General features: G+C 49.9%; 10 protein-coding genes, 2 rRNA genes and 2 pseudogenes (1 of these 14 running past the window's edge). 4 read left to right on the forward strand and 10 right to left on the reverse strand.

The features are described from left to right. Nucleotides 1-11: 11 nt before the first annotated feature. From DPRO_RS04700 to DPRO_RS04720, 5 genes are all read right to left on the reverse strand, one after another. Nucleotides 12-908, reverse strand: a complete 897-nt coding sequence (locus tag DPRO_RS04700; RefSeq protein WP_097011022.1) for a MerR family transcriptional regulator — start codon at nucleotides 906-908, stop codon at nucleotides 12-14. 208 nt (nucleotides 909-1,116) lie between these two features. Beyond that, nucleotides 1,117-1,587 carry a DMT family transporter gene (locus tag DPRO_RS04705; protein ID WP_157917369.1) on the reverse strand — a complete coding sequence of 157 codons (471 nt, stop codon included), beginning with the start codon at nucleotides 1,585-1,587 and terminating at the stop codon, nucleotides 1,117-1,119. Nucleotides 1,588-1,771: 184 nt separating this feature from the next. Further along, nucleotides 1,772-2,892, reverse strand: a protein-coding gene (locus DPRO_RS04710) for an IS3 family transposase (RefSeq protein ID WP_097010299.1) whose coding sequence is annotated in 2 segments (ribosomal slippage) — nucleotides 1,772-2,616 and nucleotides 2,616-2,892 — 1,122 coding nt in all. Because the reading frame shifts where the segments join, the coding sequence is not laid out codon by codon here. A gap of 10 nt (nucleotides 2,893-2,902) precedes the next feature. Continuing rightward, complete coding sequence (locus DPRO_RS04715; RefSeq protein WP_097011024.1) at nucleotides 2,903-3,400, reverse strand: EamA family transporter; 498 nt, start codon at nucleotides 3,398-3,400, stop codon at nucleotides 2,903-2,905. 232 nt (nucleotides 3,401-3,632) lie between these two features. After that, nucleotides 3,633-4,085 carry a hypothetical protein gene (locus tag DPRO_RS04720; RefSeq protein ID WP_097011025.1) on the reverse strand — a complete coding sequence of 151 codons (453 nt, stop codon included), beginning with the start codon at nucleotides 4,083-4,085 and terminating at the stop codon, nucleotides 3,633-3,635. A 184-nt stretch (nucleotides 4,086-4,269) separates the two neighbouring features. Here DPRO_RS04720 and DPRO_RS04725 point away from each other — a divergent pair, with 184 nt between their 5' ends. The 3 genes and pseudogenes from DPRO_RS04725 to DPRO_RS04735 all read left to right on the forward strand — a co-directional run. Continuing rightward, nucleotides 4,270-5,337, forward strand: coding sequence for an IS5 family transposase (locus tag DPRO_RS04725; protein WP_097010253.1), 1,068 nt, complete (start codon nucleotides 4,270-4,272; stop codon nucleotides 5,335-5,337). 309 nt (nucleotides 5,338-5,646) lie between these two features. Then, a complete protein-coding gene (locus DPRO_RS04730; protein WP_097012874.1) occupies nucleotides 5,647-6,297 on the forward strand; it encodes an IS1595 family transposase in 651 nt (216 codons plus the stop codon). 45 nt (nucleotides 6,298-6,342) lie between these two features. Continuing rightward, nucleotides 6,343-6,573: pseudogene (locus DPRO_RS04735) on the forward strand (MucR family transcriptional regulator); the annotation flags it as partial. Between the two features lie 172 nt (nucleotides 6,574-6,745). Here DPRO_RS04735 and DPRO_RS04740 read toward each other — a convergent pair. Further along, nucleotides 6,746-7,866 (reverse strand): IS3 family transposase gene (locus tag DPRO_RS04740; RefSeq protein WP_097011027.1). Its coding sequence is split into 2 segments (ribosomal slippage): nucleotides 6,746-7,590 and nucleotides 7,590-7,866, totalling 1,122 coding nucleotides; the frame shifts between segments, so codons are not numbered across the junction. A 73-nt stretch (nucleotides 7,867-7,939) separates the two neighbouring features. Here DPRO_RS04740 and DPRO_RS04745 point away from each other — a divergent pair. Next, nucleotides 7,940-8,104, forward strand: a pseudogene (locus DPRO_RS04745) (MucR family transcriptional regulator); the annotation flags it as partial. Between the two features lie 82 nt (nucleotides 8,105-8,186). Here the strand turns inward: DPRO_RS04745 and DPRO_RS04750 are convergent. The 4 genes from DPRO_RS04750 to DPRO_RS04765 all read right to left on the reverse strand — a co-directional run. Continuing rightward, nucleotides 8,187-8,819: a TetR/AcrR family transcriptional regulator gene (locus tag DPRO_RS04750; protein ID WP_097011028.1), complete on the reverse strand. Its 633-nt coding sequence runs from the start codon at nucleotides 8,817-8,819 to the stop codon at nucleotides 8,187-8,189. 497 nt (nucleotides 8,820-9,316) lie between these two features. Next, a protein-coding gene (locus DPRO_RS04755; RefSeq protein ID WP_097010299.1) for an IS3 family transposase occupies nucleotides 9,317-10,437 on the reverse strand; the annotation gives its coding sequence in 2 pieces (ribosomal slippage) (nucleotides 9,317-10,161 and nucleotides 10,161-10,437; 1,122 coding nt in all). A 316-nt stretch (nucleotides 10,438-10,753) separates the two neighbouring features. Then, nucleotides 10,754-10,868 (reverse strand): 5S ribosomal RNA (gene rrf, locus DPRO_RS04760). A 67-nt stretch (nucleotides 10,869-10,935) separates the two neighbouring features. Next, a 23S ribosomal RNA gene (locus tag DPRO_RS04765) occupies nucleotides 10,936-13,464 on the reverse strand (it continues 409 nt past the right edge of the window).

A 13,464-nucleotide genomic window follows, 5' to 3' on the forward strand; every position in this document is an offset into this window, starting at 1 on the left:
AGCAAAAAAAATTAGCCGTTGAACACTGACTTGAGTTGCCTGAACAGCGTCAGCAACAAAGCATCAGGAGCATCATTACCATCAATATTGAGACGAACAATTTCGGTTACGACATTATTGCTGGGAGTAATCGTTTTCTTGGAAACCAAAACGATATCCTGCTGACGCTCTTTTTTTGCATCGCTTGTCCGAACCACAAGAACCCAAGCCCCACCTTGCTCTTTCCATGAAGTCTCAACCGACATCGAATCAGACACCTTACGCTCGATAAGATGCACGAAATCCTTCAGCGTAAAATGCTTGCGCCCCTTACCTTGAACCCCCAGATACTCACCTTCCGAACATATGACGAGCGGCGAAGACAAGAATTCATTGGAAGGAAAGTTCAGGTCGCCAGCTCCGGAGCGGGCAGCAGCGACCTTGCGAAGTTCATGAATCTGCTGTTCAAGCTCTCCAAGTTGACGCTGATACATTTCTTCGGAAGCCTTGCGCTCCTTCCTGAGCTCGGCAACCTCATCACGAAGGGAACGGATTTCACTCCTGAACAACGACTGATCTTCAAGCGCTTCTGACATCTTTGAGAGAACGGCACCAATGTCCTGAGCAAAGGACTCCGCCCTTCCATTGTACAACTGATCACCTTTTTGATCAGTCGCTCTACTTCCCATTAATGCGCTAAATTTAAGGGCTAATTCTCTTTCGATTTGTTCAGTTGACCAATTGCTATTGAACATTTCACGTATCCTCCTGAATATCTCCAACACTTCTACAGGGTAACGTTGACGCCTCCCCCCCCCTCCCTCAGAGGGGATAAATCGAGAAAACTTATCCTTATAATACACAACAGTAGAAGGCGGTATATCCAACCGCCGTCCCACTTCGCGTAAACTAATAAACCGTTTCTCCATGCTAACCACAACCTTTGTTGTTCACTGTTCTTCAATTAGACATAACTCGTAAAAGCAATCAGGTCAACAGCTTTTTGAACAACAATGATCAACTCACTGCTCATTTTTTTAAATGGATAGCATCACCCCAATCAAAGGAACACTTTTCCAAGAGACTGACATTCCAAAGCTGAAACGTTAGCGACAACAATAAGGATGTTAAACAAGATTAGGAATTGGGCGCCCCTTTCGGTCGATCACGCAACCCAAGTGTACCCAAGAAAATGAACACCGCTCCAATCAATGCCAAGAGGTTTGGCAACTCTGAAAAGAACAACACTCCCCAGATAATGGCAAAAACTATTTGGAAATACCCAACCGCACTTCCCCGCCCGGCTGTTTCCATCGCCAGCCCTCTGGTCATGAAATACTGACCAAAATGAGTAAGCACTCCAATAGCTATGAGGATTAACCAAAGCTCCCAAGATCCCCACACCCAGTCCTGTATGGCAAAATAAACGGTTCCAACAAAGGTGCACAAATTCAGATAAAAAACTGGAGAAAGTGCGATCTCTTTGTGTCCCAAGGCTCGAACAGTAACCATAGCCCCAGCAGAAAAACACGCTCCAACCAATGCGGAGACAACTCCCATAAAAGGGAGAGATCCACCACTCTCAAAGAAAAATGAAGGCTGCGCCACCAAAAGAACTCTGCGCCTCCCCCCATCCTTTGGACCACTGATCGGCCATTTTAAGGTGGAGTCCTGCGTCCGAGTTTGTGCCTCCGTGGAGGCGGTTCGCCGCAGCCGTTGTGGAGCGTAGCCCGTCCCCGCAGGGGCGGCCCGAAGGGCCGAGGGCGGAGCGGAGCAACGGCTGCGAGCCAAGTCAATGAACATTCAGGTTGCCTCTGTATACGGCAGCGGGAGTTCTTTTGTCCAACGACGAATGTCCGCGCTCTTCGTTGTAATACCGAAAATAGCGCGTAAGCCCATGGTATAGCTCGATTCCATCAGAATACGCCTTGGGGTAAACATCCTCGTATTTCACCGTCCACCACAACCGCTCGATAAATACGTTGTCGATTGCACGGCCTTTGCCGTCCATGCTGATTGCAATGCCCTTGCTCTGCAAAACGCCGGTAAATTCACGGCTCGTGAATTGCGCTCCCTGGTCCGTATTGAACATCTCTGGCGTGGAGATGCGCAATGCCTTGCTCAGTGCGTCCACGCAAAACGAACTGTCCATGGAATTTGACAGTTCCCAAGCCAATACGAATCGGCTCCACCAGTCAATCACTGCCACCAGATACAGAAAGCCGCGCTGCATGGGGATGTAGGTGATGTCAGCACTCCAGACTTGATTCTTTCGCTCAATGGCAACTCCTTTCAGCAGATAAGGAAACACGGGATGCTCCGGGTTGGGGACACTCGTATGCGGCCCTGGAGTAATCGCTTGCAAGCCCATCAGCTGCATCAGTCGCTCAACTCGCTTGTGGTTGATCTGATGGCCTTGTGTCTTCAGCCAATCCGTCATGCGCGGCGAGCCGTAATCCGGCTGACGCAGATACTGCTCGTCGATGAGACGCATCAAGGCCAAGTTCTCATCGGACTCGGCTGCAGGTTTGTAGTAAAACCCCGAGCGGGAAATGCCTGCCAACTTGCATTGCCGCCGGATGGAATACTCCCGATCCGGTTTGATCCACTGGCGGCGTACCTCAAGCGGCAGGCTTACAACTTTTTTTCAAGCCACTTGATATCCATCTTGAGCCGACCGATCTCCTCGAACAAAGGTGCGGTGACCTCCTCCTGGCTCTTGGCTTTCTTGCCACCGGAAAAGATTCCTTCGGCATTTTCAAGGAGCTGCCTTTTCCAGGTGGATATCTGGTTGGGATGCACTTTGTACTCCGCAGCCAACTGCGCCAACGTTTTCACGCCACGGATAGCTTCCAGCGCGACCTTGGCCTTGAACTTATCCGAATGCTTCCGTCTTTTGTTGCTCTTTGTCATACGTCCTTCCTTATCGGTTTAAGGACGCAGATTCCACTTTAACCGGTGGTCCGAATTTCGGGGGAAAGCGCACTCCACCGAAACAAACGAGAACGGAGACTCCACCAATCAAGCCGACCTTCTCTCCAAGCACCAGCCAGGCCAACAATGCAACCAACACAGGATTTACGAAAAATATGACTGTCGCCTCTGCTACTGGGAGTATGGAAAAAGCCGTGAAAGTTGCAATCATGGCAAACATCCCCAACACTCCTCGCACACTCAACAACAGTTTATTCCTACCAAACAAGGACTGTATATTTCCCTTTGCAGAAGCGATGCATAGCAGCAGCCCTAAAAAGCTTCGTACTGTTACAATTTGCATTACATGTGCATGCTCACTCGCAAGCTTGATGCATACGCCATTCAAACTGAGGAATACGGTTGAAGCCCACACACGCCACATGCCTGGCGTCATAAGAGAGGCTATAGGATGAATTGTGTTTTTAATATCTTGGAATGAGCGCATTGGTTATTCGAGGGTCCCAAATGTAAACGGGATAATGTGAATGCAATAATTCAATCAAATAGCGTTGGTTGGTTAATGCTATCACGGGATATTCGTATGCCGACGGGCACGAAGAGAAATTTCAGTGATCAAATCTGTTGGTCATACCACAGGGATGGGGCGGGTCATCTACGCAAACAAAAAAAGGGTGTGACATTAGCGTCACACCCTTTTTTGTAGAGCAATATAACAACTAATTCTCTAGTCCGGTACGAACTTCTTTGAGACCGACAAGAACTTCCTGCATTTTGCTGCGCAGGGCTTCATCTTCCAAAGTATCTGTCAGATAAAACGCTTTCATGGCCATCTCGTTAACAAGATCGTGTGCAAGCATCCGTTTCATCGTAACAGGAACTTCTTCTTGCATTTTAACCATGCGCTGGTCCAACTGGGCAACATCATCACGTAATATGCCCAACGACTTTACTTCATCAGTAAGTCCGGCAATATTACGATTCATGCCAAAAAAGAAAATCACGAGCAACAGTACTGCAAGCAAAGAAACTATCATAGCTACTTTACTCATATCTTTTTGAGCTTCTGCGACTCCTGCTTCAACTGCAGCAACGCTTTCTGCTCCCTGGCTTTGTTCTTCGTCGCCCTTAACCGTTTCCAACTTATGGATCTTTCCATTTTCGTTCGTCATTCATCACTCCATTGCATGAAATTCGTTTCTGCATTTGCTGCAAAGTAGAAAACGTATACTTCACCAAGCCCTCTTAGGCAAGCAGTAGCAACAATCTCGTGACACTTTAGGGCATTTTCTAATGCTTCTTGAGACCTCTGCACGGCAAATCCCACACTTTTACTCTTTAACTATTTGATTTATTATGCTATTATTTCTCCATCCAAAGGAGGAAGGCATGGCTATTCGGCAGAAAGGACCTCGGTTGGGTGATTACTTCCTGGGGCACCGCAGAACCAAGACCACATTTCTGGATGAGATCAACGAACTCATCGACTGGCAGCCCATCAACGCCTTTCTGTGCAAGAAGATCAGGCGCAAGGCCAACGCCGTGGGCAATCCCGCCTATCCGCCTCTGGCGATGTTCAAGATTCTGCTCTTGCAGCGTTGGTACAACCTGAGTGATCCGGGCGTGGAGCAGGCGCTGCTCGACCGGCTCTCCTTTGTCAGATTTACCGGTTTTTCCATCGAGGACGACGTGCCGGACGAGACCACCATATGCCGTTTCCGTAACGGTTTGATCCGCCTGAAGGTGCTGGACTCCTTGCTCGACATGCTTAACCGCCAGCTTGAAGGACAAGGGCTTCTTGTCCGTGAGGGAGCCGTGGTGGACGCCTCGGTAGTCGAGTCGCAGCGGCGGCCGCGCAAGGTTATCGACGTGATGCCTGAGGACCGTTCCGAGGACGCCGAAGAACAGGATGGGCCGGTGGACTGCCGGGTCAGCTATTCGGATGACGAGGAGGCGGCCTGGCTCCGCAAGAGAAATCGGGCCTATTACGGCTACAAGCTCCATGCCGCGACGGACAGTCGAGACGGGTTTCTGCTCTGTGGTCACATCACTCCCGCGAACCATTCGGACACGGGCGAATTCGAGCGGCTCGTGAATGGCGTCGGCCTTGATCCCGGCGCACGGGTTTATGCGGACAAGGGCTATTGCAGCGGGAAGAACCGGGACATTCTGTTTGATCGCGATTTGGAGGACGGAACCATGGACAAGACGCCTCGTGGCGGCAGGCTGACAGACTTCGAAAAGACCCGCAACCGTGACATCAGCAGCATTCGGCAAATAGTCGAGCGGGCCTTCGGCACACTCAAACGTGGCTACGCATTCTTTCGGTCCCGATACGTGGGTCGTGAGAAGGTGGAGGGAGAGTTCCACATCCTCGCCATGGCGTTCAATTTGAAAAAAGCTGTTCGACTGGCGCGAGCCTGAAGGGAGAGGTGCGTCCAAAATCCGGCATTTCGGCCAGAAATGGCAGGAAAAGGCCGGGAATGAGCCCAAGCTGGGGTGCGGTCAGAACATCAAATTGGGTGCGGAGCGCAAGGCACGGACGCGAAAAGGGGATGCGCAGAGGTCTCTTCTTTGTATTGACAAGGTGTATAGGTTAAATAATATAAATCTTCTAGCGTCGGCTGTTACGTTTACTTTTAGAATCGTAAATTATGGGTTCATGCACGGAATCCTTTTTATATTTGCATTTGGGGCTGTACCAGATAACTCCTTTGGGTTATCGGTATGGCAATGCGAAAAAGTCGTTTGAGCAAGGACAAGCAGCTTCGTTTAATCGAACATTTTGTGGCTGGCACGACAGCTCGTTGCGCTGCCGATCTGGTTGGTGTGAACGTCAAAACAGCCGCCTATTACTTTCACCGGCTCCGGGAAATCATAGCGGTAGAAGAGTCCTGTGAAGGGATGGATTTTGGCGAATTTGAGGTCGATGAGAGCTACTTCGGTGGCAAGCGAAAGGGCAAAAGAGGACGTGGGGCGGCTGGTAAGGTTCCTGTTTTTGGAATCCTTAAAAGGGGCGGGAAGGTCTATACACAGGTGATTCCTGATGCGAAAGGTAAAACCTTGCTTCCCATTATTCAGGAAAGAATCCAGCCAGACAGTGTGGTTTACTCGGACTGCTGGTATGGCTACAATGTCCTTGATGTGTCAGCGTTCAAACACTTCCGAATCAACCACTCGAAGCTGTTTGCAGATAGCCACAACCACATCAATGGAATCGAGAATTTTTGGAACCAGGCCAAACGCCATATGAGGAAATTCAACGGCATTCCAACCAAGCATTTTTCTCTGTTTTTAAAGGAATGCGAGTGGCGTTTTAATAACAGCAATCCGCGAAGCCAGTTTAAACAACTGAAACAGTGGGTTAGAAGACATATGGGCTAGTTATCTGGTACAGCCCCTTGCATTTTATTACTTAAGAAGGGAAAAATGGAAGACTATTTAAAAGAGGCATTGGAGATCGTCAAAGCGCAAGCTAGTGTTAGAACTATGACTGAAGACGAAATCACTTCAATGGTGCAGAAGCTATCCAACGGCATCAAGGCTATAGCTGAAGGTGATATAGTTGAACATGAAGAAGAGTATGCGGTCGACCCTGCCAAGGCCATCCGTGAGAAATCAATTCTTTGCTGTGTGTGTGGTAAGTCTTTCAAGATACTTGCGCCTCCCCCCATCCTTTGGACCACTGATCGGTCATTTTAAGGTGGAGCCCGGCGTCCGAGTTTGTGCCTCCTTAGAGGCGGTTCGCCGTAGCCGTTGTGGAGCGTAGCCCGTCCCCGTAGGGGCGGCCCGAAGGGCCGAGGGCGGAGCGGAGCAACGGCTACGAGCCAAGTCAATGAACATTCAAGTTGCTTCTGTATACGGCAGCGGGAGTTCTTTTGTCCAACGACGAATGACCGCGCTCCTCGTTGTAATACCTAAAATAGCGCGTAAGCCCATGGTATAGCTCGATTCCATCACAGTACGCCCTAGGGTAAATATCCTCATATTTCACCGTCCACCACAGCCGCTCTATGAAGACATTGTCGATTGCGCGACCTTTGCCGTCCATGCTGATTGCAATTCCCTTGCTCTGCAAAACTCCGGTAAATTCACGACTCGTGAACTGCGCTCCCTGGTCCGTGTTGAACACCTCCGGCGTAGAAATGCGCAAAGCCTTGTTGAGCGCCTCCACGCAGAAAGAACTATCCATCGAGTTCGATAGCTCCCAAGCCAGCACGAAGCGGCTCCACCAGTCTATCACTGCCACCAGGTACAGAAAGCCGCGCTGCATGGGGATGTAGGTGATGTCAGCGCTCCAGACTTGATTTTTCCTCTCAATGGCAACTCCTTTCAGCAGATACGGAAACACGGGATGCTCCGGATTGGGGACACTCGTATGCGGCCCTGGAGTGATGGCTTGCAAGCCCATCAGTTGCATCAGTCGCTCAACTCGTTTGTGGTTGACTTGATGGCCTTGGGTCTTCAGCCAATCCGTCATGCGCGGCGAGCCGTAATCCGGCTGACGCAGATACTGCTCGTCGATGAGACGCATCAAGGCTAAATTTTCATCGGATTCGGCTACAGGCTTGTAGTAAAATCCCGAACGGGAAATGCCTGCCAACTTGCATTGCCGCCGGATGGAATACTCCCGATCTGGTTTGATCCACTGGCGGCGCACCTCAAGCGGCAGGCTTACAACTTTTTTTCAAGCCACTTGATGTCCATCTTGAGCCGACCGATCTCCTCAAATAACGGTGCGGTTATCTCCTCCTGGCTTTTGGCTTTCTTGCCACTGGAAAAGATGTCATCGACATTCTCAAGGAGCTGCCGCTTCCACGTGGAAATCTGATTGGGGTGCACTTTGTACTCCGCAGCCAGTTGCGCAAGCGTCTTCACGCCACGAATCGCCTCAAGTGCGACCTTGGCCTTAAACTTGTCCGAATGTTTCCGTCTTTTGCTGCTCTTTGTCATGCGTCCTTCCTTATCGGTTTAAGGACGCAGATTCCACCTTAACCAGTGGTCCGAATTTCGGGGGAAAGCGCAACTCACACGTAAACACTTATCAAGCCACGATATGACCACAGATGAGTATAGAGAAAAATTTGGCTACAAGAAGAAGCTCCCCTTGGTGTGCAAATCTCTCCAAAGAGAACGAAGAAAGAAGATGAAAGAGATGCAACTCTGGACAAAGCGTGGGAAGAATAAATAATATCAAGGCTCAGAATGATTCTGGGCCTTTTGTTTTACATAGTGCACCTTTCTTTCATAATCCTACTTCTCATTTCGACCACCTACTTCAACACACCTTCCATAAGCTGATCAATGGTATTTTCGATTCGCTCCCACCCTTCTTCACTTTGCAGGTCGACACCTCCCAAACTACTATGAATTCTTGATCTTACGGCAAGAAAGTTTATGGCTCCCGCCATAAGCAGAACAAGCGCTGTCAGATCTACACCTTGAGGCGGATCCTCCTCCATGAGTTCAAAAAACTCGAGTGCCGTTTTAGCTCTAATGTCTTCTAAGGCCATCGTTAACCGATTGCGCTCTATGGCTTCCCACGCCAATATTTCCAAAGTAAGAGGCCTACGTAAAATAGCTCTCAAATACCGCTTGAAAAACAACGAAACTAGCACATACGGTTCCATGCTCCGTAATGTGGAAGAATCACCACCTATCAGCTCTTGTGCGCTTGGCCAAAAGTCAATCGTGTTACCATATGTTGCTACCAGTCCCTCCAGACCTCCAAAATAACGATAGATTAGCTTTTTATCGACATTTGCTTTCCTCGCCACAACATTCACGCCCAGCTTTTGAAAGCCGACTTCAGCTAACACCTCGCCAACGGATTGTATGAGCTTTTCCTTTGTTTGTTCTTTATTCCGGATAGGAATGACTTTGGGTACAATTGTTAGTTTTGCCATACACGCCTCTCCTAATTACTCCTCAATACTCAATCAAACTATTGATGAGTTTAGCATGCTGATCACGTAGACTTAACCATTATTTCAATTTCGATTGAGTAGACTTCTAAACTCAGATTATCACATGGTAATAAACCTAAGCTATTTCAAATGCCCCACCAGCATCCTCACAAGATTGTGGTAAAAATGGAATAAAGGATTCACCTAAAGAACAGTGATTTCGGTATCTATAATCAGTTCAGCGGCTAAACTTACACTATACACAAATATATTAGATGAAGTTTGAACTCACAAGTTATCATATCAAGATCATCCCATCTCCCCTGCGCCTCCCCCCATCCTTTGGACCACTGATCGGCCTTTTTAAGGTGGAGTCCTGCGTCCGAGTTTGTGCCTCCGTGGAGGCGGTTCGCCGCAGCCGTTGTGGAGCGTAGCCCGTCCCCGCAGGGGCGGCCCGAAGGGCCGAGGGCGGAGCGGAGCAACGGCTGCGAGCCAAGTCAATGAACATTCAGGTTGCCTCTGTATACGGCAGCGGGAGTTCTTTTGTCCAACGACGAATGTCCGCGCTCTTCGTTGTAATACCGAAAATAGCGCGTAAGCCCATGGTATAGCTCGATTCCATCAGAATACGCCTTGGGGTAAACATCCTCGTATTTCACCGTCCACCACAACCGCTCGATAAATACGTTGTCGATTGCACGGCCTTTGCCGTCCATGCTGATTGCAATGCCCTTGCTCTGCAAAACGCCGGTAAATTCACGGCTCGTGAATTGCGCTCCCTGGTCCGTATTGAACATCTCTGGCGTGGAGATGCGCAATGCCTTGCTCAGTGCGTCCACGCAAAACGAACTGTCCATGGAATTTGACAGTTCCCAAGCCAATACGAATCGGCTCCACCAGTCAATCACTGCCACCAGATACAGAAAGCCGCGCTGCATGGGGATGTAGGTGATGTCAGCACTCCAGACTTGATTCTTTCGCTCAATGGCAACTCCTTTCAGCAGATAAGGAAACACGGGATGCTCCGGGTTGGGGACACTCGTATGCGGCCCTGGAGTAATCGCTTGCAAGCCCATCAGCTGCATCAGTCGCTCAACTCGCTTGTGGTTGATCTGATGGCCTTGTGTCTTCAGCCAATCCGTCATGCGCGGCGAGCCGTAATCCGGCTGACGCAGATACTGCTCGTCGATGAGACGCATCAAGGCCAAGTTCTCATCGGACTCGGCTGCAGGTTTGTAGTAAAACCCCGAGCGGGAAATGCCTGCCAACTTGCATTGCCGCCGGATGGAATACTCCCGATCCGGTTTGATCCACTGGCGGCGTACCTCAAGCGGCAGGCTTACAACTTTTTTTCAAGCCACTTGATATCCATCTTGAGCCGACCGATCTCCTCGAACAAAGGTGCGGTGACCTCCTCCTGGCTCTTGGCTTTCTTGCCACCGGAAAAGATTCCTTCGGCATTTTCAAGGAGCTGCCTTTTCCAGGTGGATATCTGGTTGGGATGCACTTTGTACTCCGCAGCCAACTGCGCCAACGTTTTCACGCCACGGATAGCTTCCAGCGCGACCTTGGCCTTGAACTTATCCGAATGCTTCCGTCTTTTGTTGCTCTTTGTCATACGTCCTTCCTTATCGGTTTAAGGACGCAGATTCCACTTTAACCGGTGGTCCGAATTTCGGGGGAAAGCGCACCCTATCTCCAGGTCTGAACTACCCTACGAGCAGTTCACACTTATCTGGATATGGGGACACAAGGGCACATCAGGTGTTCTAGCTCGGATGTGTATTGCCGAGAGAGCTGGCCAGCGCTAACTCTGCACCGACAGCGAGAGTGGATAGCACGAATGAGGTAGGTGTTTTATGAGGGGTATGCCTGATTGTTGCAAGACAACAGAAAAAGCCCTTCAGTTTTCACTGAAGGGCTTTTGAAAGATTCCTTGGCACCGACCTACTTTCCCACACGCTACCATGCAGTATCATCGGCGATGGAGGGCTTAACTACCGGGTTCGGAATGGGACCGGGTGTACCCCCTCCTCCTTGGGCACCAAGAAAATTTGGTGAACCGTAGGGTTCGAGATATATAGTCAATAGGGAGAAGAGAGAATTCCATAATTTGTAAAATAAGCCGCACGATCTATTAGTACTGGTCAGCTGAACAACTCACATTGCTTACACCTCCAGCCTATCAACCTTGTAGTCTTCAAGGGATCTTTAGGGACTAATGTCCAGGGAGAACTAATCTTGAGGCGGGCTTCCCGCTTAGATGCTTTCAGCGGTTATCCGTACCGAACATAGCTACTCTGCAATGCCGCTGGCGCGACAACAGAAACACCATAGGTTCGTCCACCCCGGTCCTCTCGTACTAGGGGCAGACCCTCTTCAATTCTCCTACGCCCACGGAGGATAGGGACCAAACTGTCTCACGACGTTTTAAACCCAGCTCGCGTACCACTTTAAACGGCGAACAGCCGTACCCTTGGGACCTGCTTCAGCCCCAGGATGTGATGAGCCGACATCGAGGTGCCAAACCGCGTCGTCGATGTGAACTCTTGGACGCGATCAGCCTGTTATCCCCGGCGTACCTTTTATCCTATGAGCGATGGCCCTTCCATGCGGAACCACCGGATCACTAAGACCAACTTTCGTTCCTGCTCGACATGTCTGTCTCACAGTCAAGCTCCCTTATGCCTTTGCACTCAACGGCTGGTTTCCAATCAGCCTGAGGGAACCTTTGCAAGCCTCCGTTACTATTTGGGAGGCGACCGCCCCAGTCAAACTACCCACCAGACACTGTCTCCACACCGGATAACGGTCATGGATTAGATATCTAAGTATTCAAGGGTGGTATTTCAAGGGTGACTCCACACACACTGGCGTGCATGCTTCAAAGTCTCCCACCTATCCTACACATGAATAATCAAATACCAATGTCAAGCTGCAGTAAAGGTGCACAGGGTCTTTCCGTCCTTCCGCGGGTACCCAGCATTTTCACTGGGAATTCAATTTCACTGAGTCTCTGGTTGAGACAGTGGGGAGATCGTTACGCCATTCGTGCAGGTCGGAACTTACCCGACAAGGAATTTCGCTACCTTAGGACCGTTATAGTTACGGCCGCCGTTTACTGGGGCTTCGATTTAGGGCTTCGCCGAAGCTAACCCCACCTCTTAACCTTCCAGCACCGGGCAGGCGTCAGTCCCTATACATCGTCTTACGACTTAGCAGAGACCTATGTTTTTAGTAAACAGTCGCCCCCCCCGATTCACTGCGCCTCAATAATGCTCACAAAGTAAATAAGATCACATTATCGAGTACCCCTTCTCGCGAACTTACGGGGTCATTTTGCCGAGTTCCTTAACCAGAGTTCTCTCAAGCGCCTTGGTCTGCTCGACCCACCTACCTGTGTTGGTTTGCGGTACGGTCTGCATATGCTAAACTTAGAAGATTTTCTTGGCAGCATGGAATCAATGACTTCTGTCGTTTAAAGACTCGGCATCACGTCTCGGCCTTAAAGAAGAGCGGATTTGCCTACTCCTCAAGCCTACACGCTTGCACCGGGATATCCAACACCCGGATCATCTATCCTCCTGCGTCCCTCCATCGCACACATATACAGGTACAGGAATATTAACCTGTTTCCCATCAGCTACGCTTTTCAGCCTCGCCTTAGGGGCCGACTTACCCTGGGAAGATTAGCTTTACCCAGGAAACCTTAGGTTTACGGCGAATAAGTTTCTCACTTATTTTATCGTTACTCATGCCAGCATAATCACTTCTCATTAGTCCAGCGTGCCTTACGGCTTCACCTTCATCCCATCTGAGAACGCTCGTCTACCGCTCATAGTAAACTATGAACCCAAAGCTTCGGTACAATGCTTAGCCCCGTTACATTTTCGGCGCAGAATCGCTAGGCCAGTGAGCTATTACGCTTTCTTTAAAGGATGGCTGCTTCTAAGCCAACCTCCTGGATGTATCAGCAACTCCACCACCTTTCCCACTTAGCATTGATTTCGAGACCTTAGCTGTTGGTCTGGGCTGTTTCCCTCTCGGCCATGGACCTTCGCACCCATAGCCTGACTGCATAGCATCATTTTACGGCATTCGGAGTTTGATAAGGGTTGGTAACCTGGTGGGGCCCCTAGCCTTGTCAGTGCTCTACCTCCGCAAAACTAACTACACGCTATACCTCAATATATTTCGACGAGAACCAGCTATCACCGGGTTTGATTGGCCTTTCACCCCTATCCACAAGTCATCCAAATCGTTTTCAACCGATACTGGTTCGGCCCTCCACTTGATTTTACTCAAGCTTCAGCCTGCTCATGGATAGATCACCCGGCTTCGGGTCTACTCCGCATTACTTGTCGCCCTATTCAGACTCGCTTTCGCTACGGCTACACTTACGCTTAACCTTGCAATACAGAGTAACTCGCTGGCCCGTTATGCAAAAAGCACGCGGTCACGGAACAAGTCCGCTCCCACAGCTTGTAGGCACATGGTTTCAGGTTCTATTTCACTCCCCTAACAGGGGTTCTTTTCACCTTTCCCTCACGGTACTGGTACGCTATCGGTCACTAGGGAGTATTTAGGCTTGGAAGATGGTCCTCCCAGATTCCCACGGGGTTTCACGTGTCCCGCGGTACTCAGG

This window comes from Pseudodesulfovibrio profundus (assembly GCF_900217235.1).
Taxonomy (GTDB): Bacteria; Desulfobacterota; Desulfovibrionia; order Desulfovibrionales; family Desulfovibrionaceae; genus Pseudodesulfovibrio; species Pseudodesulfovibrio profundus.